The sequence below is a fragment of the Paenibacillus sp. USHLN196 genome, assembly GCF_037144955.1.
Lineage (GTDB): Bacteria > Bacillota > Bacilli > Paenibacillales > Paenibacillaceae > Paenibacillus > Paenibacillus xylanexedens_C.
The window spans coordinates 1-24,515 of sequence record NZ_JBBCYH010000021.1 but is presented as its reverse complement, the minus strand read 5'-3'; the positions used below and the strand labels follow the sequence as shown (position 1 = coordinate 24,515).

Annotated in this window: 25 protein-coding genes; 17 read left to right on the top strand and 8 right to left on the bottom strand. The window is 39.8% G+C overall.

Annotation, left to right across the window (positions count from 1 at the left end):
- Window positions 1–432 precede the first annotated feature (432 nt).
- Both WFI24_RS30920 and WFI24_RS30915 read left to right on the top strand, forming a co-directional pair.
- Window positions 433–1,197 carry a ParA family protein gene (locus tag WFI24_RS30920; protein ID WP_336765676.1) on the top strand — a complete coding sequence of 255 codons (765 nt, stop codon included), beginning with the start codon at window positions 433–435 and terminating at the stop codon, window positions 1,195–1,197.
- Between the two features lies 1 nt (window position 1,198).
- Entirely contained in the window at window positions 1,199–1,459 is a 261-nt protein-coding gene (locus tag WFI24_RS30915) for a hypothetical protein (RefSeq protein ID WP_336765720.1), read from the top strand.
- Between the two features lie 919 nt (window positions 1,460–2,378).
- Here WFI24_RS30915 and WFI24_RS30910 read toward each other — a convergent pair.
- The 7 genes from WFI24_RS30910 to WFI24_RS30880 all read right to left on the bottom strand — a co-directional run bounded on the left by WFI24_RS30910 (window position 2,379) and on the right by WFI24_RS30880 (window position 9,058).
- Complete coding sequence (locus WFI24_RS30910) at window positions 2,379–2,816, bottom strand: Imm26 family immunity protein (RefSeq protein ID WP_336765675.1); 438 nt, start codon at window positions 2,814–2,816, stop codon at window positions 2,379–2,381.
- A complete protein-coding gene (locus WFI24_RS30905; protein ID WP_336765674.1) occupies window positions 2,813–2,998 on the bottom strand; it encodes a hypothetical protein in 186 nt (61 codons plus the stop codon). Before WFI24_RS30905 ends, WFI24_RS30910 begins: the two co-directional genes overlap by 4 nt.
- Before the next feature lie 2,920 nt (window positions 2,999–5,918).
- Window positions 5,919–6,314 carry a hypothetical protein gene (locus WFI24_RS30900; protein WP_336765672.1) on the bottom strand — a complete coding sequence of 132 codons (396 nt, stop codon included), beginning with the start codon at window positions 6,312–6,314 and terminating at the stop codon, window positions 5,919–5,921.
- A gap of 3 nt (window positions 6,315–6,317) precedes the next feature.
- Window positions 6,318–7,508, bottom strand: a complete 1,191-nt coding sequence (locus WFI24_RS30895; protein WP_336765671.1) for a ParM/StbA family protein — start codon at window positions 7,506–7,508, stop codon at window positions 6,318–6,320.
- Between the two features lie 216 nt (window positions 7,509–7,724).
- Entirely contained in the window at window positions 7,725–8,483 is a 759-nt protein-coding gene (locus WFI24_RS30890) for a hypothetical protein (RefSeq protein WP_336765669.1), read from the bottom strand.
- Between the two features lie 34 nt (window positions 8,484–8,517).
- Window positions 8,518–8,778: a hypothetical protein gene (locus tag WFI24_RS30885; RefSeq protein ID WP_336765668.1), complete on the bottom strand. Its 261-nt coding sequence runs from the start codon at window positions 8,776–8,778 to the stop codon at window positions 8,518–8,520.
- A 1-nt stretch (window position 8,779) separates the two neighbouring features.
- A complete protein-coding gene (locus WFI24_RS30880; RefSeq protein ID WP_336765666.1) occupies window positions 8,780–9,058 on the bottom strand; it encodes a hypothetical protein in 279 nt (92 codons plus the stop codon).
- 219 nt (window positions 9,059–9,277) lie between these two features.
- On the opposite strand from WFI24_RS30880, the gene mobQ reads away from it, so the two are divergent.
- The 7 genes from mobQ to WFI24_RS30845 all read left to right on the top strand — a co-directional run bounded on the left by mobQ (window position 9,278) and on the right by WFI24_RS30845 (window position 19,650).
- Window positions 9,278–11,293, top strand: a complete 2,016-nt coding sequence (mobQ, locus tag WFI24_RS30875; RefSeq protein ID WP_336765665.1) for a MobQ family relaxase — start codon at window positions 9,278–9,280, stop codon at window positions 11,291–11,293.
- A gap of 9 nt (window positions 11,294–11,302) precedes the next feature.
- Window positions 11,303–11,893 carry a type IV secretory system conjugative DNA transfer family protein gene (locus WFI24_RS30870; RefSeq protein ID WP_336765664.1) on the top strand — a complete coding sequence of 197 codons (591 nt, stop codon included), beginning with the start codon at window positions 11,303–11,305 and terminating at the stop codon, window positions 11,891–11,893.
- A 733-nt stretch (window positions 11,894–12,626) separates the two neighbouring features.
- A complete protein-coding gene (gene ltrA / locus WFI24_RS30865) occupies window positions 12,627–14,453 on the top strand; it encodes a group II intron reverse transcriptase/maturase (RefSeq protein ID WP_336765662.1) in 1,827 nt (608 codons plus the stop codon).
- 110 nt (window positions 14,454–14,563) lie between these two features.
- Window positions 14,564–16,225 carry a VirD4-like conjugal transfer protein, CD1115 family gene (locus WFI24_RS30860; RefSeq protein WP_336765719.1) on the top strand — a complete coding sequence of 554 codons (1,662 nt, stop codon included), beginning with the start codon at window positions 14,564–14,566 and terminating at the stop codon, window positions 16,223–16,225.
- An 18-nt stretch (window positions 16,226–16,243) separates the two neighbouring features.
- Window positions 16,244–18,364 (top strand): type IA DNA topoisomerase, encoded by a 2,121-nt coding sequence (locus tag WFI24_RS30855; protein ID WP_336765660.1) that lies wholly within the window; start codon window positions 16,244–16,246, stop codon window positions 18,362–18,364.
- 30 nt (window positions 18,365–18,394) lie between these two features.
- A complete protein-coding gene (locus WFI24_RS30850; protein ID WP_006211841.1) occupies window positions 18,395–18,580 on the top strand; it encodes a hypothetical protein in 186 nt (61 codons plus the stop codon).
- 2 nt (window positions 18,581–18,582) lie between these two features.
- Entirely contained in the window at window positions 18,583–19,650 is a 1,068-nt protein-coding gene (locus WFI24_RS30845) for an ArdC family protein (RefSeq protein ID WP_336765657.1), read from the top strand.
- A gap of 396 nt (window positions 19,651–20,046) precedes the next feature.
- Here the strand turns inward: WFI24_RS30845 and WFI24_RS30840 are convergent, their stop codons facing one another.
- Window positions 20,047–20,268, bottom strand: coding sequence for a helix-turn-helix transcriptional regulator (locus tag WFI24_RS30840; RefSeq protein WP_006211839.1), 222 nt, complete (start codon window positions 20,266–20,268; stop codon window positions 20,047–20,049).
- Between the two features lie 269 nt (window positions 20,269–20,537).
- Between WFI24_RS30840 and WFI24_RS30835 the strand changes: the two genes are divergently transcribed.
- The 8 genes from WFI24_RS30835 (at window position 20,538) to WFI24_RS30800 (ending at window position 23,833) form a co-directional block, all read left to right on the top strand.
- Window positions 20,538–20,846: a YolD-like family protein gene (locus tag WFI24_RS30835; RefSeq protein WP_006211838.1), complete on the top strand. Its 309-nt coding sequence runs from the start codon at window positions 20,538–20,540 to the stop codon at window positions 20,844–20,846.
- 518 nt (window positions 20,847–21,364) lie between these two features.
- Window positions 21,365–21,535, top strand: coding sequence for a hypothetical protein (locus tag WFI24_RS30830; RefSeq protein WP_006211837.1), 171 nt, complete (start codon window positions 21,365–21,367; stop codon window positions 21,533–21,535).
- 80 nt (window positions 21,536–21,615) lie between these two features.
- Window positions 21,616–21,783: a hypothetical protein gene (locus tag WFI24_RS30825; protein WP_336765655.1), complete on the top strand. Its 168-nt coding sequence runs from the start codon at window positions 21,616–21,618 to the stop codon at window positions 21,781–21,783.
- A gap of 266 nt (window positions 21,784–22,049) precedes the next feature.
- Window positions 22,050–22,409: a hypothetical protein gene (locus tag WFI24_RS30820; protein WP_336765654.1), complete on the top strand. Its 360-nt coding sequence runs from the start codon at window positions 22,050–22,052 to the stop codon at window positions 22,407–22,409.
- A 50-nt stretch (window positions 22,410–22,459) separates the two neighbouring features.
- Window positions 22,460–22,786: a hypothetical protein gene (locus WFI24_RS30815; RefSeq protein WP_063568278.1), complete on the top strand. Its 327-nt coding sequence runs from the start codon at window positions 22,460–22,462 to the stop codon at window positions 22,784–22,786.
- A gap of 19 nt (window positions 22,787–22,805) precedes the next feature.
- Complete coding sequence (locus WFI24_RS30810; RefSeq protein WP_336765653.1) at window positions 22,806–23,036, top strand: hypothetical protein; 231 nt, start codon at window positions 22,806–22,808, stop codon at window positions 23,034–23,036.
- Window positions 23,036–23,215, top strand: a complete 180-nt coding sequence (locus WFI24_RS30805; protein ID WP_336765652.1) for an aspartyl-phosphate phosphatase Spo0E family protein — start codon at window positions 23,036–23,038, stop codon at window positions 23,213–23,215. Before WFI24_RS30810 ends, WFI24_RS30805 begins: the two co-directional genes overlap by 1 nt.
- A gap of 114 nt (window positions 23,216–23,329) precedes the next feature.
- Window positions 23,330–23,833: a hypothetical protein gene (locus tag WFI24_RS30800; RefSeq protein ID WP_336765651.1), complete on the top strand. Its 504-nt coding sequence runs from the start codon at window positions 23,330–23,332 to the stop codon at window positions 23,831–23,833.
- Window positions 23,834–24,515: the final 682 nt, after the last annotated feature.

The following is a 24,515-nucleotide window of genomic DNA, read 5'->3' as shown; positions in this document are numbered from 1 at the left end:
AAGGCTAAGTTGCTAAGGTCGAAAATAGAATCAAGCAGTGGACATACATCCGCTACCTTCAAATTCCAAATGATAAAGAGCGAACAGGGCTATCGTAAACGCAGATTCAAACGGTCCCTTTCGTGTCTACATCTTCTCCTTAACATCACAAACCAATCATAAGCACCTAGGAAGCCTTCTAAAACCCCACTGTAGTCCATTTCATACTTTCTATCTATATCTTAACTCCTAACGAAATGAGAGGCTCCTACCTCGCTCTGACACAGTGAGTATCAGAATGTTTGATTTTTTTAAATTTTGTACCTTATTGACGGAGCAAGTACATAAGATGTATTTTTTAGTTTGAAAGGGGCGTAATTGGCACAATTACGTTTATGTTTACGTATACGTAATTGTATGATATGCTTTTCTTAATGAATGGGAGGGGATTTTATGGCTAAAGTTATTTCTTTTGGAATACAGAAAGGCGGGTCAAGTAAAACCACTACTTCTGGCATTGTAGCTTATATTCTTAGCCAGGAATATAACAAAAGAGTACTTGCTGTGGACCTGGACTCTCAAGGGAATTTAACAGAATTGTTAACACAACAAGATATCTATAATTTCCATGAGAAAACTGTTTTTGAGGCATTAAAAGAAAAAAATGCTCGCAATTATATACATAACGTAGCTGAGCGGCTGGATATGCTTACAGCAGAAGATCATCTTGCTCGATTTCCATCTTGGCTGTATGAAACTTATCGAGGTAACCGTTCACTTGTGTTGAAGGAAACATTGGATACCGTTCGGAACAATTATGATTATATTATAATTGATACCCCTCCTGCTCTAGGAGATCAGACTATTAATGCTTTAGCTGCATCAGATGCAGTTGTTGCTATGTTTGAAGCAAGCAAATTTTGCTACTCTGCTATTAGTCGTTTTTTAGAGACGGCTATCCATGTACAAGAGTTAGTTAATAAGGACATGAAGGTTGCCGGGATCTTACGTTCTCTTATAGATGTAAGAAGAACAGACAATAAGGCGTTGATTGAGCTCATAGAGGAAGAGTATGGAGAATTATGCTTCGGAACTATCATGACTCGTACAGCTGCAGTTGGGCGGTTATCTATTAACGGTTTTGAAGGTAACCCTGAATTAAATCAAGGTTTAAAACAATATAGAGAGTTCGTTAAGGAGCTGATCCAGCGTGTCTAAGATGGATGATTTGAAAAACAAAATTAGAAGCGCGTCAAGTAGTAAGAGTGTTCATTCTGAACTTATTGATAACTCTCATGGAACTAAACCGAAAGCTTTACCTAGAAAAAAGAAGTTTGAGGAACTGCACAGAAGAGATACGGTATGGATTGAGAATGAGCTAAAAGACAAGCTGGATAGTCAGAGCTCAGAATACGGTAGAGGGGAAAAAACAAGAATTATCAATGAAGCGCTGAGACGATACTTTAGTGAACCAAGTTAAAGCATATAAAAAAGTCTACATTTACGTAAACGTAAATGTAGACTTTTTTATATGTTTTCCCTGCATTCTTTTTGATTCTCTAGTTCAGTAGATTAGATCTAGTGTCTTGTCTATTCTTTTTTTACAAGAATACAGTCACTTACGTATAAAGGTGCGAAAACAAGGAATAATGAGAATAAAAGCATTTAAGGATAGAATTATGTAAATTTTTAGTATACGTATATGTATACGTATACGTTTGTGATGTTGTAAAAGGATGCATGTGAAGACTCAGCTGATTATTAACTAGAACGGATCACATTTTCTGACGAATTGAAAACGGGCTTATTACTAAACCACTCAAGTGAATGCGTGAAGCCAGATCTGATTTTGATTTAGAGTGTGGGCTATGGTACAGGTAACTCATACCATAACAGAAATGTTTAGATGTGCTTAACTAACTACTAGAGGTGTAATAATCAATGAAGTGCTGAGACGATACTTTAGTGAATCAAGTTAAAGCATATAAAAAAGTCTACATTTACGTAAACGTAAATGTAGACTTTTTTTTGAGCATGCCACGTGTTTGTTTTCCCTGCATTCTTTTTGATTCTCCAGTTTAGTAGAATGATCTAGTGTTTTATCTATTTTTTTTACAAGAATACAGTCACTTACGTATAAAGGTAGGAAAACAAGGAATAAGTTTTGACATGATGATATTAGATAACAGTCTAATCCGAAATGACACAATGTTCTTGTCCCTCGACACTAACCTCGGATAGTGACACAATTCACCCAAAAGATCCCTATCAAACATAATTCATATATCAATTCAAAGATTCAATACTAAATAAAGCTAAGGATCGCCCTTGTCATGAAACGATCCTTAGTTATATTGCATCAGAGTGATCTCTGGATCTACAGGCGATATATTCTTACACTATGTATTCGGGTCTCGGTGCCACTTATCATCTCCCATTATTCTATCAACAATATGATGAGCTTCCCAAACAGCCGCAATCTCTAGTCCTTCACATTCTTCGCGATTAGAAGCTCTAATCTCTCCCATATGATAAATCAAATATTCCCCTGATATCTTATCAATGATACAGGCAGGTGGGGTCCATGCCTCCTCTTCATGTGGGAACGGACGATTCTCAATGACCGGCCAATCGCCTGATTTCAGTACATCATCATATACACCCACGATAAATTGGTATTCCTCTTCTTGAGGTATCCCTTCTATAGAGTCACTTATATGATTATAGATTGCAATGCTGGCATCTTTAAGCCTTCTTCCAAAGGCAAACTTACCGTTGGGCAAAGGGATAGCGTAGATATCTCCCAATTTTATTCGCTTACGTTTCGTATTTTTCACGGCTTTCCAAACTCCTTCGTTGCGGCTTTAATATACTTACTGTACTTCTTATTATTCGGAGAAATGCCATTGATCGCATTCCCTGAAGTACCATTTTGAGATTTAGCACCGCTGCCACGTATTGCATTTTTGTTACTTGATGACCTATAAATGGTTGCTCGACCATATCCATATTTATTCATGTGGTGGTTAGCATCCCTTTTAGCGATGTTTTCTAAAGGCGTACCTTTTCCACTTGTTCGCCCAGTATAAACAGTACCCGTTTAGTATTGGTTTTAGTGTAAGTTTGCTACGAATCTAACAATCACTATGATAATAATCGGGATGAAAGGAAAATTCTCATCATCATCTACTAACGAAACTGGATTATTTAACGAGTAACTATATCCATTTCTGTTCAATGGATTATCTAAGTCCGAATCCTGTTCAAGATCAAGTGTTATAAAATTTCCATGCTGAGGATTATAATATCGACTTCATAAATAATATAATCCTGTCTCAGTATCATATTTATAACTAGCATACTGATATGGGTTCTCTTCTGCAAGCGTACCGCTCAGGCTTAAAACATTCCCCCATGCATCATATTCATACTGAGCTACTTCTTATCCGTCTTCTCCAGCGCTGAGATGATACTTTAGTGAACCAAGTTAAAGAAAATGTAAACATATACGTCTACGTTTACGTATGTGTAAAATTTTTTAAGCATACTACATATCCTGTTCAGTAGATAGATCTAGTGTCTATTCTTTTTTTACAAGAATACAGTCACTTACGTATAAAGGTACGAAAACAAGGAATAATGAGAATAAGAGCATTTAAGGACAGAATTTTGTGAATTTTCAGATACGTATACGTTTTCTAATGAATTGAAAACGGACTTATTACTAAACTACTTAAGTGAATGCGAGAAGTCAGATCTTGTGATTAGGGTGCGGAGTGTGTTGCACGTAACTCACACCACAACAGAAATATTTAGATGTACTCACTACTAGAGATGTAATAATCAATGAAGTGCGGAGAGGGTACTTTGGTGAACCAAGTAAAAGCAAATGTAAATATAAACATTTACGTCTACGTTTACGTGTATGTAAACTTTTTTTTAAGAGTGCCACGTATGGGTTACAAAGGATTACAAAATGATTCGTATCGTTAAAAGACAGACGTACTTAAAAAATATGTACGTCTGCTTCCCTGCATTCTTTTTGATTCTCCTGTTCAATAGATTAGATCTAGTGTCTATTCTTTTTTTACAAGAATACAATCACTTACGTATAAAGGTACGAAAACAAGGAATAATGGGAATAAGACCATTTAGGGATAGAATTTTTTACATTCTCACAAACGTATACGTATACGTTTGTGAGAATGTAAAAAGATGCATGTGAAGAACTCATCTGATTAACTAGAACGGATCACGTTTTCTGATGATTGAAAACGGGCTTATTACTAAAACCACTCCAGTGAATGAGTGAGGCCAGATCTGATTTGATTTAGAGTGCGGACTACGTTGCAAGTAACTCACACCACAACAGGAATGTTTAGATGTGCTTAACTAACTACTAGAGGTGTAATAATCAATGAAGTGCTGAGACGATACTTTAGTGAACCAAGTTAAAGAAAATGTAAACATATACGTATACGTTTACGTTTTTAAGCATGCCACGTATGGGTTATGAGGATTATACAATGATTCGTATCGTTAAAAGACAGACGTACTTAAAAAATATGTACGTCTGCTTCCCTGCATTCTTTTTGATTCTCCTGTTCATTAGATTAGATCTAGTGTCTATTCTTTTTTTACAAGAATACAATCACTTACGTATAAAGGTACGAAAACAAGGAATAATGAGAATAAGACCATTTAGGATTAGAACTTTATAAATTTTCACAAACGTATACGTATACGTTTGTGATGATGTAAAAAGATGCATGTGAAGAACTCATCTGATTAACTAGAACAGATCACGTAAAACGGGCTTATTACTAAACCACTCCAGTGAATGAGTGAAGCCAGATCTGATTTGATTTAGGTTGCAGACTATGTTGCAGGTAACTCACACCACAACAGAAATGTTTATATGTACTAACTACTAGAGGTATAATAATCAATGAGGCTCTGAGATGATACTTTAAGTGAGCCAAGTTAATGCAAATATTAATGTCTACGTCTACGTTTACGTAAATGTAGACTGTTTTTAGGCATGCCACGTATTGGTTATGAAGACTATAAAATGACTCGTATCGTTAAAAAACAGACGTACTTAAAAATAAGTATGTCTGTTTTCCCTACATCCTTTTGGTTCTACGGTTATGTAGATTAGATCTAGTGTCTATTCTTTTTTTTTACAAGAATACAGTCACTTACGTATAAAGCTACGAAAACAAGGAATAATGAGAATAAGACCATTTAGGATAGAATTTTTGTAAACGTATACGTATAAGTATACGTTTGTGATATTGTAAAATGATGTATGTGAAGAACTCATCTGATTAACTAGAACGGATCACGTTATCTGATGAATTGAAAACGGGCTTATTACTAAACCACTCAAGTGAATGCGTGAAGCCAGATATGATTTTGATTTAGAGTGCGGGCTATGCTACAGGCAACTCACACCATAACAGAAATGTTTAGATGTGCTTAACTATAGCGGTATATCTATTGCTCGCAGGAAGTTGCTTAATGATGTTCCAGGATGAAATTGCTTTTTTACGACTTACACCATGATTTGCAGGTCAGTAAGCATTTAAAAGAACAAAGCGTTTACAATATCTAAAACACACATACGTAAACGTAAACGTAAACACTTACGTTTACTGAATGCAAAATGACCGTTTACTGTTATTATCAACCGTTAGTTCATACGGATACAGAGCAAGTAAGATACTTAATCATTGATCTAGAGCCACTGCGCAGCTCATACACCGAGATAATCGAAAGGCCGTTTTTCCCTTCGTCTCTGGAAGTATAGAGCAGCCACGCACCAACCAATACCCATACGATTTGATTCATAGCGGCTGGCGCGCTGTTAGATCCGGACGAGATAGATCACGAACATAAAAAAGAAGATGGCTTGGTTTTCCAAACCATCTTCTTTTTTAAAGACTTGTTCTATCTATCATTCCGTAAATATCATCGTTAGCATTTTTGTGCGTTTCAGGTTTATTGATTTCATTTTCTGCCGGATTTTCTGCAACGTCTTCTGGTTCATTTTTGGACAAAGGAGCTTCACCTGTTGGAATTGATATAGGAACATTTTTTAGTCCAGATAAAATTGAACGCAATTCGTCAGCTACTGGTTTTTGGAAAAGAGTCTTTTGAATATCGTATGCCGTAACATCACGATAACCGAACTGTTCAATCATATGTCTCACTAAATTAGTGATTGAGTTTTGAACATTAGATTGAGCATTTACCCAATCGTTTAATTGGTCAGTGTCGGGTAATTTTCCAATGCGCCATGAAACGAGTTCTCTTCTGTTTTTATCGCTCATTCGTTATGCAACTCCTGGAAAAAACACTTTGGTATGCAAAATTTCAAGACCATCCAAGTTCATATCAATTGCAAACTCTTCCGGAATCCAGAGGATCATACATTTCACATCCTCTGAAAATTCGGTCAAACTTGGATAAAGGTCTTCCTCGAAAGTGATACTTCCCCCTCCGAAAACCATCATAAAATCAATATCACCACCTATTACGCTATACCTTTCTTGTACATCTTCCAAAATTCTGTTTGATTCGCCATATTGAGCTTCAGACATAAATTTTTGAGCCAATTCATGATAATTATTTTGATTATCTTGCATGATTTCATCAAAGCGTTGGCGATTTATTTTCAAATGACCATTAAGCTCCGATTCCAGTAATTTCGTTGCTTCTTCTGCTGCATGTCCCACGCCGCGTTTTTCACCATGGCAGTTTTGTAAAACTGGATTTACGCCGCGGCTATGAATGTACTCAGTCGTTCCAGAACCAATATCAATTCCTAATCCTTTCAGAGAGAGAAAATCTCTTTGAGTCATGCTATTGCGTTTCGGGTCGTTTTTATACAATTCGCGGAATTTTCTCAGAATCGTTTCATTCGTTTCGATCAAAGCGTATAACGCAGGAATACCTTCTTGTGTAATCTTGGCATTCGTATATCTAATGGTGACTGTTACAGACTGAGATCCAACATATACAATGACGACATGAACGATTGGAGACCCTTCTTTTCCGATGAAGCGTTCTTCAAATTCTTTTGCTATTTCTGAAGTGTACTCAGAAGCAGGGATTGCACCAGCCAAAGTCCCCTGAACATCAATTTTCTCAGGGAGCTTCTTATTTTTCTTGTAATAGTTTTTTACTACTTGTGCAGCTGTTAAAGACAAGTTCATAACGATAGGGATGTCATGTTTAGATTTTTTTCCGAGCTTAATATTCATGTTTTCTGACTTTAAAGCATCCAGATTTGCGTGTTGACCAACAGAAAAGAATCCGGATCTTTTCAAGGAAGGACTAGCTATATTTACGCTGAGTTCCTCCAGCAAATTCGCGATATTTTTTTCAATATTTGTTTCTGATGCAGGTTCAGGATTATGAAGTCTTTTGATGACGGAAGGTTGTTCGATACGTTCACCATTGATCCGAATTTTTGTTTTTGAGTTACCAAAATCCGTTGTCACTCTCAATTTCAACAGAATCACTCCTAAGATATAATTTTAAATTCAAATTCAATTCACAAGGCATTCAAATATCATTCGTAGGTTCATTGTAACTCCAACTGAATGTATTAGCAATTCAATTTGCGCTCATAATATGGCGAGTTTGGCTGCTGATCAAACATTTTTTTCAAAACGAATCCAAAATGCTTTCAATTTGAAAACATTTGGGATGATTTAGTGTTGAGAAAAGTTTTTATCTTAACGTGACAACTCCAAGTCATCTCTTGTCCTTTCTTGCTTTTGGTTCTTTTCATTTTCCTTGTCTTTTTGCATATTATTTTGATTATTTTGGCTCAAACCTTTGTTTAAAGTCTTTTCCATTTCGTCATAACGATCAATTTCTTGTCGGTACTTTTCAGGATTTTTTTGTATGTTATTTATTGCAGATCGTAATGTTCTTGTTTGAGTATTGTTAATTTTCCTGTCGATTATTATTTCGAGTTTTTCAATTTTTTCGTAGTGCATTTTGTATAGACGTGGATTGTTTTCAAGTTTAGTTTTAAGTAACTCAATTTTACTCTTTATATCAGCTAATTTTAAAACAAATCTTCGAGGTTCTCTTTTTAAATTATCAATAGCCAGTGTGATTTCTTTTCTTTGTGCTTTTACAATGCTGCTGTTAAGCTTGACCTCAACTTTACTCAATTTTTCAAGCTCTGTTTTATTTTTATTAGAATCTTTATTCAGTCTTTCTTTAAGTGATTCCAAATTATGACGCGCAGCCAACAAGCTTTTTAAAGACTGTATTTCTTCCTTTTGTGGTGTATCGTTAGTTTTACTAACTTTATTGATTCTATCGTTCAAGTCTGGACGGATCGGAACGACTTTATTATCGACAGATTGATTATTTTGATTTCCATGTAGTTGTTGTCTTCTCATTAATCTGCTTTTTTGTTTATTCGCAAGTTCTTCAATGATCTCAATAACTTGATTATTCAAGTGATCTCTTGCGTCCATTATTTAAACCTCCCAGTCATAAAGAAATGAAAAATTATTTATTCTTCCTCCGGTATTTTTCGGGTGTGTTCTTCGATATAAAAGCAGCAAATATGTTAAATAATTCTTCTCTTTTCTCAATAGACAAATGCTCAATTCCAAAATACTTCTCAGCTAATGCACCCGTCTGTATTAAACGGTTAGCGCGCTGCTTTCTTTCTTTATCTGATGCTAGTTTAACTATTCTGTTTTTTCTCTCTTCGAGCTGTTCAATCTTTATATCAATATCAGAGATCGGAGTTTTTCTTGTATCCATATCAATTTACTGAATTAGAACCGGTTGTACTAAAATTATTCTGGTTACTGTTTGTGCTCGGAACTTGACGGCTAACTGCATCATTCATATTTTTAACTTCCTGCTGAAACTTATCAATAAGTTTCTTAGCTTGCTCTATGTCCTCAACTTCCCATGAATCCATCAAATATTCCCCAATGTCTTTTTGAGCTTGCTCGATTATTTTCTTCTGCTTCTCTCGTAACTCTTTAATCTGTTCCTCTAATTTCTGCACTTGTCCGAGTTTACTTTTTTTAGCCATTCCTGTTTTCCTCCTTTAGGTAAATACGGTGTTTTGTGCAATAATTTTACCGTAATTTAGGAGAAAAGTCTACTAAAATGTGGAAATGTATGGTATAGTAAATCACAAAACGAAGTGAGAGTGCCCATTTATACCCCTGTTTCGCAGGGAATGGGTCTCACCTTCGCTCGATTTCATTCACTTCCCGTGAATGACCTTTCCGTTGGAAAGGGAGTTTGCTTGCAGCAAATAACCCGCAGGGGCTTGGAAGGAGGTGGGCATGGTATGGGGTACTTTTACTTCAGCTCACAGATATTTAACCGTATGAATCATTCCGCTGTCGCGGCCGCAGCTTATCGCAGCGGAGAACCTTTATATTCTGAACGCGATGGTTTGACAAAAAATTACGGTGAAAGAACTGTTCCACCTGAGTGCTTCATCCTGGCTCCGAAGAATGCGCCTAAATGGGTCAATAATCGTGAACGTTTATGGAATGAAGTCGAAAAAATTGAAAAGCAGAAGAATGCACAAATAGCGAGAGAAATTCGTCTTGCTCTTCCTAACGATCTAAACAACGATGATCAAAAGGAATTGCTTCTTCAATTTTGCAAAGAGAACTTTTCAGATGAAGGAATGGTTGCAGATATTGCAATTCACAGAGACAAAGAGAACAATCCCCATGCTCATGTCATGCTCACCATGCGTCCGTTTAATGAAGATGGTTCCTGGGGGAACAAACGTCAGAAAGTTGATAAAGAAGTTAACGGGGTGATGAAGAAAGTAAGTGTACATTTGACTAACTGGAATGAAAAAGAAACGCTCGTTCAATGGAGGAAGAATTATGCGGATCTAATTAATGAAAAGTTAAAAGATCGTGGTATCGAAGATCGAGTTAGTCACGAAAGTTACAAAAATCAAGGACTGGATCGTGTACCTGGAATCAGACTGGAACGTACAGCTTTCCAGTATGAAACTAGAGTGAAAGAGCAAGCGCTCAGAAACAATGTTCCTTATGAACCAGTTACTTACTATGGAAAAATTAACGAAGAAATTAAACAAATTAATTCCGAATTAAATAAGCTAAAAGAATTGAAAAAGCAACAAGTTGTTTCTCTTTCTGAATATAAAAATGAAAAATCCCTTTCTGAACAACTTGATGTTATTCGATCTAGTCGAAAGCTGAATGATGGAGAGAAAACAGCTCTATCTATGGTGGCGCAAAGATCGAAAAGTTATGTGGATTATATCATTGCAAAACAAGTTAAAGATGAAATCGAAAATGGAAACTGGAATAAGAAAATTGAAAGCGAAAAAGTTAAAATTACTTCTGAAAAGAACTTACTAAATAAAGCATACAAAGCATATCAAGATGATCCGAAGCAAGTATTGAAATATGGCTTCACTCCTTCAAAATTTATGGATCAAATGAAGGAGAAGGTTTCACATATCAAAACGCTAGAACAAAAAAATATGGAAGACCTATCTAAGTTGAAAATGCTTTTAGACAAAGCTGATCAAGCTTTAGATATTCAAAGTGATTTTACTCGAAAAGAATTTTCAGTTTTGTATCAATCCACCAATAATTATTCTGTCGATGAAATGTATCATGCAGTTCAGTATTTTAAAGAGACGAACCAAGTTCTACGCGAAGATGAAGTATCTTCTTATGCTGTTTCCAAATATAAAGAGCATGAAAAAAACACTCCTTCTTTAGCTGAACAAACTAGAAATATTTCGAAGAGTGTTTTCATCTTAGACAGAGCGATACAGAAACAAATGAAAGAACGGTTAAGTTCTTTAAAAGAACAAAACTTTGATCTTGTTTATGAAGCGAACAAAAAGATTGAACAGTTCACATTACAAAAAGACCGACATGAAAAAGATTTAGCTGGAAACGTTCAATTACTTCGAGTGAATTTACAAAAACATTATTCTGATTCACTCGATCACATTACAAATGCTGAAGTCTTACTACGCCTTCAGGATCGGCAAGACAACGGAATGAGTTCCGGACGAGTTGACCAGGATCTTAATGTTATTCATCAACAAATCACAAAAGAAATTAATGACAAACCTATGGATAATTCATTTACACCTGATCAACAAGTCGAACGTCAATATTCACAAAGTGTTGCATCTGGATTGTTCCAGGCATTGGAGCAAGCGCAACGTGCGAATGAAAACAAAAAACATGAAAAAGATCCTACTGAGAAGAAGCAACGAAGAAGATACAGAGGTCAAGAGTTGGATCATTAAGGAGGTATTATGGAATTTAAAAACAAGGCGTGGAAACCTATTTTTGCTAGTTTCCTGATGAGTATTTTGTTCTCATATCTGCTCATGGTTGGTTTTTATGTAATTGGCCCAGGTGGCGATTTAACTCAATTATTGCTAGAGCCTGTAAAGGTTGTTTCTTTTGCTTACGCCCAGGAAAATTTGAAAGTCATATTTTCCTTGATGCCGTTTGTTATCTTAGGGGGCATGTTGTATTCCATGAGGTCATCTATTTTGTTACCGAAACTTGTGGATGCCAGTGATTTCGGATTACACGGAACATCAAAATGGGGTCAGCCATCTGATGTAGTTAATGGGAAGACATTTTCTAAACGTAATGCTTACAACAAAGATCCAATGAGCGCATTCAAGATGGAACCGGGTATCATCTTGGGGAAAATTCCAAGTCGAAAAGAACTAATCATCATGCCCAAAGGAACAAATATTGATAATCGAAATGTTTTAATTATCGGATCATCTGGATCAGGTAAAGGCCAGGCTTATGTTTTTCCAAATATGATGAATCATGTTGAAGAAACTATTATCGTAACCGACCCTAAAGGGGGCGCGACACGTTCCTAAGTGAAAAGCTTAGGCGCTGTCGAACTTATACAGTTCACAGTGAACTGTTATTCCGAGAAGTCAAAAGATAGGGTAACGCCTTGAAGGGCTTCCTTTAATCCTCCGACTTGCGAAGACGTTAGCAAGAACCAATTCGTAAGAAGCTCGGTGAAGTCGGCTGAGAGTCGCCGTAGACACCTAACGGTGTCCGAAAGTCCTCAGAGGTGAGAGACGCGACCTATAAGCCGGAAGTCTACAAAATACCTATGGTTAGGATGCATGATAAGCCCAAAGTGATTGAGGGTAAAGTGCAGACGAATCTCTGATTGTACGGGTCTATATCGGGAGGGAGTCGAAAGGCTCTCGGACACAAATATGTGTCGCTACTGTGGATTAGTAAAACTCTCCTTTATGAAAATCCATACATTGTTACAGGCAATGTCAAGGTAGCAGGCTCATAGGGGAAACCTAACGGTATATGCATAGATAGGAATAACGGAACGTGGGAAACTGCCAACGTAGAGGACTTGCATTCCGATGATACGGTTCCGAGGAAAGCTTTGAGGATACTACTCAATGGTATAACTCGGATTTATGGCAGTGAAAGTGGTGGCACAGTACCGATGAAGCGTGTAACGAACGTGGAGGGATAGCCACTAGTCGATTGAAGATTGACAGTTACTGACTTGGTTCACATGGTTTCATGTAAGACTAAGAGAAGTAATTCTCCAGACAGGACAGGAGGTTACAGCCCATGTTGAAGAAACCCAAGCTGAGATACAACGAATATTACGACATGCAGAAAGTGTATGACGGGTTATATTCCGACAGTCTCAATGGTAACAATTTCTACAAGTTAACAAATATCATTGGTTCAGAGCAAAATATACGGTTAGCTTATCGAAACATCAAAACCAACAAGGGAAGCAAAACGGCAGGTACCGACGGTCTAACAATCAAAGACATCTGGCACCTTAACGACTTTGAAATTGTTCATGAGGTCAGAAAACGATTGAACAACTACCGGCCCAAACCTGTTAAAAGGGTTTTCATTCCTAAAGAAGGATCTGACAAGAAACGGCCGCTAGGCATTCCAACAATCTGGGATCGTCTAGTACAACAGGCGATCAGACAAGTCCTTGAGCCCATTTGTGAAGCAAAATTCCATTCTCATAGTTATGGGTTTCGCCCAAATAGAAGCACGCATCATGCGCTCAGCAGAATGGTAAGTCTCATCAACATTGGTCGTGCTCACTATTGTGTCGACATTGATATTAAGGGCTTCTTCGATAACGTGGATCATGGAAAACTGATTAAACAAATGTGGACTTTAGGAATAAGAGATAAATCCCTAATCTGCATAATATCCAAGATACTAAAATCCGAAATCCAGGGGATAGGAATACCCACCAAAGGAACTCCGCAGGGAGGTATCATATCACCTCTTCTCTCGAACATCGTTCTTAATGAACTGGATTGGTGGATTAGTGACCAATGGGAAACTTACCAGCCAACGAGAAGGAGCAGGAATGGATTCGCTCAGTATGCTAGAGATTATACGGATTTAAAATCAGGATACATTGTCCGTTATGCGGATGACTTCAAGATCATGTGCCGTACATACCAAGAGGCTAAACGCTTCTATTTTGCGACGGTCGACTTTCTTAAATCCCGACTGGGATTAGAGGTCAATGAGGAGAAGTCCAGCGTGGTTAATCTCAAAAAGAATTCCTCTGACTTTCTTGGATTTAAGGTGAAAATCACTCGGCAAAATAAAAGTAAACATGGCTTCTCAGCCAAGACTTCTATGAGTGACAAAGCTATTGCGAAAACCAAAAGAATCCTAAAGGCGAAAGTCAAAGATGTACAGGCTGAACCCGTAGCAGACAATGTCCTTAGATTCAACACAACCCTTGTTGGGATTCAGAATTACTACAGAGTAGCTACAACCGTATATATGGACTTAACAGAAGTGAATTACACTCTTCTTAAGACCATAAAGGCTAGACTCAGAAATAAAAGTATAATAATGAGTTTTAAATCAACTAGTGAAAATTTCAAGAAGAGAACAAGAGGTATCCATCCGGATTCCAAAATCTATAGCGTACAACAGACGCCGATGCTCCCTGTTTCAGGTGTTCACCATAAAAATCCCTGGAACTTTAGTCAAGACACCTGTGACTATACTGCCTTCGGCAGAGCTAAGATTCATACGAATCTACAGGCGATACCGAAAGATGTGCTCCATCAAGTGATGATGACCTACTCCAAAAACAGGAGTATTGAGTACAACGATAATCGGATATCCAAATACATTGCCCAGTATGGAAGATGCTTCATTACAAAAGAACCCATTGGTATTGATCGAGTACATTGTCACCATATAACTCCCATCCACCAAGGTGGGACAGACAAATATTCGAACCTTGTCATTATTGATAGCTTCATTCACAGACTGTTACACATTACAAATGAAGACAAGATAAACAAATACCTACTATATTTCTCTCTCGAAAAATCGCAGTTGATTAAGCTTAACTATTTACGAGCCGCCTTAGATAATGAACCAATAACAAGTTAACTTTCAGTCAATTGGAAACGATGGAACGCCGTATGCGCGGAAACGCGCACGTACGGTGTGAAGTGGGGGAAAAGACGGAGATTACTTCAAACTCTTACCTATCACTATAGATTTATGAAGCGACTCACCAACTCAAACGAGATCAAGGTTACAAAGTTTATCAAATTGACTTTGTTAATTTTTCGGAAGAGGTTGGCTATAATCCACTGGATTATGTTGACGATGATGAAGATGCGCGAGCTGTCGCGAATACTATTGCATCCAATGCGGTAGATGATGGGAAAAGGGATTTTTGGAGCGAATCGGCCATAGCCTACTTTGCAGCTATTATTCTCTATATCAAAACGGAATACCGTCATACTGCAACAATGACTCATGTAGTACAATTTACAGCCAAGGCAGGAAAGGATGAAGAATTCCTGGATAACTTGCTGGAAGAAATGTCTGTTGACCATCCAGCATATGACATGTTTACTCTGGCTAATATGAGCGCCGGGAACACAAGAACGGGAATTATGTCCACATTGGCTCAACAAATTGGGATCTTCGCGATGCGGAAGATTGCGAAATTTACGGCAAAGAGTTCTTTTAACTTCCGGGATCTTCAGGAAGAAAAAACGGTACTTTACATTAAAGTACGGATGAAGAGTAATCCATTTAAGCAGCTCACGGCCACTTTCTTTGAACAACTAATTGACACCTTCTATGATATCGCGGACGAGAATCATTCACGGCTGCCAATTGACTCTATTTACTTACTGGATGAATTTGCGAATATCGGGAAAATCAATGGATATCCGAACATCCTGGCAACTTGTCGAGGACTGGGGATGTCGATGCACACGGTTATTCAAGATATCGGGCAATTGGAAGACAAACGTATGTATGGCCCGGATATGGCGCGATCCATCATCAACAATCATGATACAACACTGTTTTTGCGAACCAAGGATACCAAGACCGCCAAATACTTCAGTGATGTTGCCGGGGAAACCACGATTAAGCATAAACAGAAAAGTACCTCTATTGGAGAGAAAAACGCTTCTAAGAGCATTTCCGAACAGTTTGTAAAGCGACCTTTGATTACACAAGGTGAGCTACTTAATGTAAACCCTGCTGTGTGCTATCTTTTCGTAAACGGCTATTTTCCTTTAAAACTAGAAAAGTCTTATCAGTATAAAGTGTATGGCGAATTCCTATTTGGAAAAGACCGTAAACCTAACTACGAACGTTCTTCCAGAAATAACTTTTTGAAGTTCTTCGGTATTAGCTCAGTAAACCATGTTGAGAAGCTTCCAGAAGCTCATACAGCCATCGATCCAGAAGAACGGGAATTAGAAGATGCGGATTATGATGAAGCCTTAGAAGCCGAAATGCTGGCCTTAGAAGAGGAAATGGAAAAGATTCCTGAAGAAGAAGACGTACCGTTTGCGGAAGAAGATGAATTTGAGGACGGAGAAGGTATATCAACAGAAGAACTAAGCATGTTGTTAGGTAATCTTGACCCAATCGATCAAACACCATTAGAACCACTTGAAGAAGCTCCTATTGCTACTGAAGCAACAGATGATGGATTTACCGATGAAGATGTACAGGCGGCCTTTAGAGAGCTAGAGGAAGCGTTAAACGGCATTGGTGACGACGATCCTGACGCTGAAGCTTTAATGGAAGTGATTAAGGAGCTTACAGATGAAGCGGCTGCTGATCAGGAAGAAACGGTTGAGGATGAAGAGAAAAAGGATCTGGACGATTCAGACGACTTACCAATGTGATAAATGGAGGAATGCACAATGATAACCGTACTAGCTGAAAAACCTGACCAGGCTAGAAAATTGGCTGCGCCTTTCCCACATACCAAGGGGAAAGGCTTTCTTCTCATTAACCCATGCAAGGAGTTTACGAGCGGTGCTAAGGTCACATGGGCTATTGGGCATCTCGTAGAACTTAAAAATCCAGATGAATACAACGAAGCCTGGAAGAGATGGAGCTTGGACAGTCTCCCTATTATTCCGGAGAGTTTTGAATATAAGGTTTCAAAGGATAAGGCAGTACAGTTCAAAATTGTAAAGGATTTATTGAAAGAAGCCGATCAAATTATTATAGCGACTGACCCGGCGCGAGAGGGTGAAAATATTGCCCGGCTGCTTATTATGATGGCCGGTTGTTCCAACAAGCCAATAAAACGGCTATGGACTTCCTCTCTAACCGAAAATGCGATACGGAAAGGTTTTGCTGAAGTACGGGACGGATCAACGACCATTAACCTCTTTTATGAAGCCCAAGCTCGGCAAATCTCTGACTGGCTAATCGGGCTGAATGCTAGTCGATTGTACACGCTGCATCTGCAGCGTAAGGGGTTCAAGGAAGTATTTAGTGTTGGCCGAGTACAAACGCCGGTGCTTACTCTCATTTACAATCGTCAGTGTGAAATTAAAAATTTCAAATCCGAACCATTTTATGAGCTTGTGGCTGAGTTCGCCGTTTTTACAGGGAAATACACTGGTAAGCTACGCGATCGTTATCAATCTAAAGAACAACTGTATGAAGCGGTAAAACCCTATATTGAGCATGGAAAGGCTACTTATAATGGGGTAGTCAAACTAGTTGAAGTGAATGAAAAGCGGACGCAGCCGCCTACCTTGTATAATCTGTCCGGTTTACAGGCTGCCATGAATAAAAAGAAGAAATATAGCCCAACGGACGTATTAACTACTGTGCAGTCACTCTATGAAAAAGGTTTTGTCTCCTATCCGCGATCCGATTCACAGCACATAACAATAGAAGAGTTTGCATACTTGAAGCAAAACCTAAGTAACTATCAGCAGCTCATAGGTGTGTCGTTCCAGGCGCATAGTTTGGAGCCATCCAAGCGATATGTGAATCCGGATAAAGTGAGCGACCACTACGCCATTATTCCGACCGAAAAAATACCATCAACGACCGCAGACTTTACGGAAATGGAAAAGGCTACCTATGATGAAATTATAAAGAGTGCGTTAGGCATGTTTTTGCCCGACTACACTTACGAGGAAACAGTCATTACAACAGCCATCGGTGAAGTGGATTTTATTACAAAGGGAAAGACTGAAAAGTCTATCGGCTGGAAGCTGCTGTATCGCAACGATCCGGAAGGAATAGATGATGAAGAGGACGAGGATAAAGCCCTACCGCGCGTTAAACAGGCTGATCCAACCACTGGGATCGTGGGAGTCAAGGACGGGATGACGCAGCCGCCTAAGCCGTACACACAGGGACAGCTTATCACGCTCATGACTAATGCCGGTCGTCACGTTGAGGATAAGGAAATGCGGGATGCCTTGAATGAGAGTGAAGGATTAGGCACTGAAGCGACAAGATCAAGTATTATCGAAACACTCATGCAACGTGAATTTATACTAGTGAAGAAAAACCAGGTCTATGTAACACCGAAGGGCGAGGTTTTATGTGAAGCTGTGAAAGGTACCGTTCTTTCCAAACCTGAAATGACGGCTCAATGGGAAATATTCCTGAAGGAGATCGGCCGAGGTAACAAGAAAAGCAGCGTCTTTATTGAGAACACGAAAAAATTATGTCATAAATTATTGGAACAAGCTTCTGCTGACATGGGAAATTTGAACGTCCAGGCGCAGATTGCAGCCACCGAAGAAGCCGATCAAATTTGCAAATGTCCTTGTGGGAACGGCTATATAACGGACAAAGGGAAGTTTTACGGTTGTACGGCCTATAAAGAGGGTTGCAAGATAACATTTTTCAAAGAGCTACTAGGCAAAAAGTTAACCCCTACTCAAATTAAGGCGCTATGTGAGAAAGGGAAAACGGGCACGATCAAGGGATTTACAAGCAAAAGTAAAAATAAATTTGAAGCAGCTCTTTCCTTGAAAGATGGAAAGATCGAATTTATTTTCTCATAACATTTTCTCATGACAGAGAGGGGAAACACCATGTACCAATTTTATGAGATCGTGGGGAGCGAGAAACCTATCTACGTGACAAAGCCTGAAGGATATCTGTCATATGAGGAAGTTCCAAACGGGGATCTTGTTAACTATGAAGAAATCGCCTACCTGGAGATTGTAGAAAACGGGGTTAAATTGTACGAACCTCTATATGTGAGGGAGGGTGAATAAGGATGCCGTTTCCTAAATCTGGCGACTATGAAGCGAAGATGGCTCAGGTGCAGAAACAAGTTGACCAGGCCATAGAAAGAATATTTAATAAGTCTGAATTTCAACGCTACTTAGAAGTAGCTTCTAAATTTCCAAAATACAGTTTGAATAATGTGGTTATGATTTACGCCCAAAAACCTGAAGCTACAATGGTACAGGGATACAATGCGTGGAAGGACATGGGGCGACAGGTGCAGAAAGGTGAAACGGCCGTTAAAATTTTCGCTCCTACATTTAAGAAAGTCGAAATGACTAAAATAGATCCAGTTACACAACGTCCTCAGCTCGATGCAAAGGGAAAAGAAATTACCGAGAAGAAGGAAATGCTTACAGGCTTCAAGGCGGTAAACGTATTTGACGTAAGCCAAACGCAAGGTAAAGAAATAGTCAATGTACGGCAGTTTGTCCGTGATGATATAAGAGACAGTGCAGGAGCTGCACAGATGTATCGTCAGTTTTCCGATCATCTTGCAAAGAAAATGGATGTACGAGAGAATGCCGAGGATTTTAAGGACAAGCCTAATGTGCGTGGGTATTATGATCGTGAGGATCATGCCATCCGGATCAATCCGGCTATTGAAAATTCGACAATGAAATTCAAAACATTAATCCATGAGTATGCACATTCGCAGCTCCACCGAATGGACAGTCCTTTGAAGGACTTGCCACGAGAACACAAGGAAGCCCAGGCTGAAGCCACGGCCTTTATGGTCACAAAGTATTATGGAATGGATACCGAAGCCTACAGCGCCGGTTATATTGCAACCTGGGCAAAGGATATTCAATTGGCTAAACAAGCCCTGGGCGAGATCCAGAAAACCGCTAATAATATTATTCGTGAGGTTGACCACCAATTGAATAGGGAACGTATACAGGAAGCTACAAAAACGCAGCTAACGATTCCTGGTATGGATGCAGCTAGAGAAGTGGCAGCGGCTTCCACGGATCGAGACGAGAAGCCAAAAGGACAAGACAAATCGAATCTAAATGAGTTACCAAAATCAAAATCAGGGCCAGAATTAGAGCGTTAAATAGGCTGATTATGGTATAATAGAGAAGACAAAGTAACCGGTGGGATTATCGGCACGGCGAAGCTTACCCGAAAGGGGGTGACGCCGTGTCACTTCTTGAAGTCGTGCAGCATTTTCTTGAAATTAGCGATAAGCTAGTTAGTATTGCAGTGGGGTTAATAGCCTTATGCAGTGCGTGGAAAGCAGCGCGGAACAAGAAAAACCACCGGGAATAGGTTGGTAGCCTTGCAATCCGGTGGTTTTTCATTCGTTTGATTGAAATTCGCCGTGGTCGCCCACCGGCCTTTGTTAGACAAGTCACGATGTTAGCGCATCGTGGCTTTTGTTTATTTTACACCTGTTATACTTTTATTATACCACAGTAGGAGCGTTTAGGAACATCCAGGCACATCAATTTCATGAGTTACCGATTGTCCTGGTGATCTTCCACTCGTCTATATCGTTTGGATCAACACCGCAGATCCTACAGATTAATAGTCCAAGGGGCATTGTAGGTATTTTCTTGCCGTATTCTATATTCTGATAATGCCGTAAAGAGCATTCCATTTGAATTTGAATTTCTTGTACAAGTGATTCCTGAGTATAATTCGCTAATTCCCGTGCTTCTTTTAATCTCAAGGTCGGTAAACTCCCTGTTCTCTTTTTTTATAGATATTACCGAAGTATCTAATATTCCATAACGATCTAAAGATCGACGTCCTAAAGGACGTGTTGTATAATGGATAGAAGGGGTCATCCTCCCCTTTCCGATGGGTGGGATACTTTGCCGGGTCCTCTCACCTTGCAAAAGTTTCGATTCATCAATTGCATAAAACAAAAATCGCCCTCATAATGAGAATATACGTTCTTGTTTTGGGGGTGGTTTTTTGCTTCAGGATGAACCTAGTATGTGGCACAGTCGTTTTATTCTTCCCGAACATCGTGAGTCTATGTTGCGACAAGAGAAAGAAAATCGGCGTAAAAAATTGCCTGTTTTGGACGAACAGGAAAAAGAGGACATTGGTCAGAAACTTGCAATGTCATTAAAACTTGGTCGTGAGGTAACAATCCGGATATTTGGGGAGTTTGAGGATCGAACGCTAACGGGGATAGTCACTCAAATGGATCAACAGACAAGGCAGGCTAAAATTTCAATCGACTTAGATGATTGGGAACGAGTACCCTTCTCTTTGATCCTGGGTGTGGATGAAGGCTAACATTCGGAAATAGATGCAATTTGGATCCAAGCAAAGTTTCTGCAGCATGGAATTTATCAGGTTAAACACGAACATTAATTTGTTGGCCAACTTGCCGGCACGAAGTAATTTCCGAATATTAAAAAGGGCGGCCTACAAGGGGCTGCCCTTTTTCTGTATATGCTTCAGCATAGGCTTGGCTTGAGCCAAGTAAGGATTTTAATTCATCAAGGGCTTATGCTACCAGCTCTAAGGCGGTAAAATACACCGCCTAAGACCTGGTACGCACCGCTGCGGGGTTACTCAGCCCGATAACTAGGCGGCCTAAGCCGGGGGAAAACACCCCAGCTAAAGCCGCCTACGTTCCTGGCCTTCGCTTAACACCCCACACGGGGCAAAGGTCAAAGGCAGTTTGATTCGCACCGTTTAGTGTTCTGACTGCCCTTTTCTCCTGCTTTTGTCTTTGAGCTAATCCCATGCCCTTTCTCCGTCCTAATAGCAAACCATATATAACCCTGGTGAACAAGGTGGAAAAAATTTTGAGAACGACACTCAAATTTTTTTCCATCCCTACGGGCAGCCTTGTTCCCCAGGAACATATATGGTTTAAACGCTATGACGGCGAAATGGACATGGGATTAAAACGCTCTTTGACAAAAGCATACGAAAACGGCAAGACAGCGAGACCCGAAACTGTGCATCAAACCTAAAACCTAAAGATTCCCGGCTCCTTGGAAGTGGATTGAAGGTTAAAAAAAAAAATAGAAATTGCTGAAAGGAGGTGATGAAGATGCAGAATGAGACGATTGTCATGTTGGCCGTTATCGCGGCTTTTATGCAAGTCATTGTTCAACTTTTAGGAGTCGTCAAGGCGTTCATTGAATGGAATACGGCTCAACAAAAAGTAAAAGGCTCCGACCGTTCGCAGCGGTCGAAGCCCAAGAAAAAGCCTAAATAATTAACCCGTGCTAACAGGTTGGGTAAGGGGGATGCTTTCTCAACCCTTACCCTCCCATCATAACACAAAATTTTATCATGTTAAAGGGAGGACAACCCCAATGGAAATGTTACTTTTGATACTCATTTTGTTCAGTATTTTTCTTCAGTCGATTACTTTCCTGCTCAATTGGTCAACGCAAAAATACAATGACCGGAAATAGGAAGACCGGCAGCGGCCGCCAGGCTGCTGCCCACATCCATCCATCAAAGAGCAGGAGGAAGAATATGAAAACTCATAAATCAAAAATATTAGCAGCTTTGACTGTATGCCATGGCATTTATAAAAAAGCGGTGTTTGTCTTAAATGGACAACCGGTTAAAATACACTTTCTGACAATGGACGAGTACCGGGGAATGGTTGATAACCTCACCCCTGCCCGAACTCATGAATGGGCAGGTATGCTGAAGATGGTGGATGAAAGAAAGCCCATCTATTATTGCATTTGGACGGTGCAAGTTACTGAGTGTCATCTTATAACCAACAAGATTCAGGAACTAATTGATGCAGTCATTACTGAACATGTCGCAACTTTTGAAATGGATATTCCTTCTATTGAAATTCGCGGCCAGCAAGAAGCTAATTAAATCTAATGCGCCGGGTTTCTCCCGGCGCAATAAAGGAGACTGAATAAAAAATGAAATATCGGTACTATAGAAAGCCTACAACGCAAAAGGCGCTACAGACTGCCAAACGTCTCATAGAGTCCGGTAGGCTTCAGCCTGGCGAAATAATCAGCGTTCGCGGCACGTTCACACAAAGAAGGTGGTACAGACTTACAATCCGTACAGCGAGTGAGCAATTTCAATTTACCGGCTTCTCCTGGTTCTATAGTGGTGAAGGTTCGAGAGGGTTACAGCAAATGCTTAAATGGCTGCTTGTTCCGGAAAATGTACGAAAGCAGTTAACCAAAATTGAAAATCACGGTGACACGTACAAGCCGAATAGTGTTTTTATCCGATAACGGAAGGAGAATCAGAAGCGTGGAGAGTGTTTATAAAAGCAGCTCAGTGCCAAGTGGTAACGTTGTTTTGTTTCCTCAAAAGAAATTTTCTTTTGAGGAAGACCTAACCCCTGAACAGGAATTGAAATATTTCATGTTGGAAATGGCTGTGCCGGTGATACCAGGCTTGGAAGAAAGACTAATTCGAGATGGTAAAGCTGTCGATGAATTGTTTACGGTGGTAGCAGATCAATTATTTGGAATAAAATAATGGGAGCTGATGAACTGATGGACTTGAAATGTCGCATTGAGGTGGAACGGCGTTTACTTAATGAGCTGGCTGAGAATTACGGTATAAATGATCCGCGAACGTTGATAAAGTCCCAGGAGCTTGATTCAGTACTGAATCAGTATAATGAGTTAATAAAAAAGGAAAAGCCGACTGCATAAGCAATCGACTTAGGGTGAGAAACTTTTGCCGGGTCGCTCACCCTTCCTATTTTATCATACATCGCTGTAGTAAACAGCAGGATTAAAGTCATGGAAAGAGAGGATGGATGAAGAATGGTGATATGTACATGTCCTTATTGCGGTGGTGATCTGAAGAGTGAAATAGATTCTTATTACTGTGGTTTTTGTGAAATGTCTATTACAACTGAAGATGCACAGGAGAATGGTCAGCGCAAGCAGATCCCTTTCCTGCTAAACAATGTTACCATTTCAGATGCGGACGAGAACACCATGCAGCTCATGCAAAGATCAACCAATGATTTAATTGTTATGCTTCGTTTGGTTCGTCAGAAACGGACAGATTTTTATAACTATCTGAGGGTTCTTAATAAGGCCAAGGGTGATTTTCAGGAACATGCCGAGTTAACAGGTAAGGACTATGAATATTGGACGCGAAAGGCATGGGTACTAGAAAATATTCTAAGGGATCGTACCGGGGTCTTTCCTGAGAGAATCACAGATGACTATTTGTCTGGATTGGCTGTAAGAGCAGACAAAATAAACGGTAAATCCATGAGAATAAGAGCTAAAAAACAAACAAATCAGGATACAAAATAGTGGTTTTTGTATCCTAAATATGCTATTTCTCTATTCGATACATAGCGCCCACTGGCGCAGCTCACACACCCAGGACGGCCACAGCCGTCCTTTTGTTCGGCTCCGGAAGAAACAGCAGCCAGACACGTACCAGGAACGCCCACGAGCTGAAGCCCAAGCGCCCAGCACGCGCCGCTCCATCCGATCCGGACGAGATCCGCGCAGCATAGCGCTCACCGGCGCAGCTCACACACCCAGGACGGCCATGGCCGTCCTTTTGTTCGACTCCGGAAGAAACAGCAGCCAGGCACGTACCAGGAGCGCCCACGAGCTGACCCGAGCGACCGGCACGCGGCTGCTCTCTCCGATCCGGACGAGATCCGCGCAGCATAGCGCTCACCGGTGCAGCTCACACACCCAGGACGGCCACGGCCGTCCTTTTGTTCGCCTCCGGAAGAAACAGCAGCCAGGCACGTACCAGGAACGCCCACGAGCTGAAGCCCAAGCGCCTAGCGCGCGCTGCTCCCTCCGATCTGGACAAATCCGCAGGGAAAAGAAAAGACCACCTTAGAAAGATGGTCTTTGAAAAAGCCATTAACCGTTTACCCCATGATTGAGCGTTCCGATTGTAGTAGGTGGAACTGGAACAATAATGCTAAAAAGCGCTACTGTTAAGAACATGGCTATTAATGTTTTTTTCATT

Bases quoted from the DNA above. Each gene is read 5' to 3' on its own strand.
- WFI24_RS30920 (WP_336765676.1), top strand. From the start codon at position 433: ATGGCTAAAGTTATTTCTTTTGGAATACAGAAAGGCGGGTCAAGTAAA.
- WFI24_RS30915 (WP_336765720.1), top strand. From the start codon at position 1,199: ATGGATGATTTGAAAAACAAAATTAGAAGCGCGTCAAGTAGTAAGAGT.
- WFI24_RS30905 (WP_336765674.1), bottom strand. From the start codon at position 2,998: ATGAATAAATATGGATATGGTCGAGCAACCATTTATAGGTCATCAAGT.
- WFI24_RS30900 (WP_336765672.1), bottom strand. From the start codon at position 6,314: ATGAGCGATAAAAACAGAAGAGAACTCGTTTCATGGCGCATTGGAAAA.
- WFI24_RS30890 (WP_336765669.1), bottom strand. From the start codon at position 8,483: ATGGACGCAAGAGATCACTTGAATAATCAAGTTATTGAGATCATTGAA.
- WFI24_RS30885 (WP_336765668.1), bottom strand. From the start codon at position 8,778: ATGGATACAAGAAAAACTCCGATCTCTGATATTGATATAAAGATTGAA.
- WFI24_RS30880 (WP_336765666.1), bottom strand. From the start codon at position 9,058: ATGGCTAAAAAAAGTAAACTCGGACAAGTGCAGAAATTAGAGGAACAG.
- WFI24_RS30870 (WP_336765664.1), top strand. From the start codon at position 11,303: ATGGAATTTAAAAACAAGGCGTGGAAACCTATTTTTGCTAGTTTCCTG.
- ltrA (WP_336765662.1), top strand. From the start codon at position 12,627: ATGTTGAAGAAACCCAAGCTGAGATACAACGAATATTACGACATGCAG.
- WFI24_RS30855 (WP_336765660.1), top strand. From the start codon at position 16,244: ATGATAACCGTACTAGCTGAAAAACCTGACCAGGCTAGAAAATTGGCT.
- WFI24_RS30850 (WP_006211841.1), top strand. From the start codon at position 18,395: ATGTACCAATTTTATGAGATCGTGGGGAGCGAGAAACCTATCTACGTG.
- WFI24_RS30845 (WP_336765657.1), top strand. From the start codon at position 18,583: ATGCCGTTTCCTAAATCTGGCGACTATGAAGCGAAGATGGCTCAGGTG.
- WFI24_RS30835 (WP_006211838.1), top strand. From the start codon at position 20,538: ATGTGGCACAGTCGTTTTATTCTTCCCGAACATCGTGAGTCTATGTTG.
- WFI24_RS30825 (WP_336765655.1), top strand. From the start codon at position 21,616: ATGCAGAATGAGACGATTGTCATGTTGGCCGTTATCGCGGCTTTTATG.
- WFI24_RS30820 (WP_336765654.1), top strand. From the start codon at position 22,050: ATGAAAACTCATAAATCAAAAATATTAGCAGCTTTGACTGTATGCCAT.
- WFI24_RS30815 (WP_063568278.1), top strand. From the start codon at position 22,460: ATGAAATATCGGTACTATAGAAAGCCTACAACGCAAAAGGCGCTACAG.
- WFI24_RS30805 (WP_336765652.1), top strand. From the start codon at position 23,036: ATGGGAGCTGATGAACTGATGGACTTGAAATGTCGCATTGAGGTGGAA.
- WFI24_RS30800 (WP_336765651.1), top strand. From the start codon at position 23,330: ATGGTGATATGTACATGTCCTTATTGCGGTGGTGATCTGAAGAGTGAA.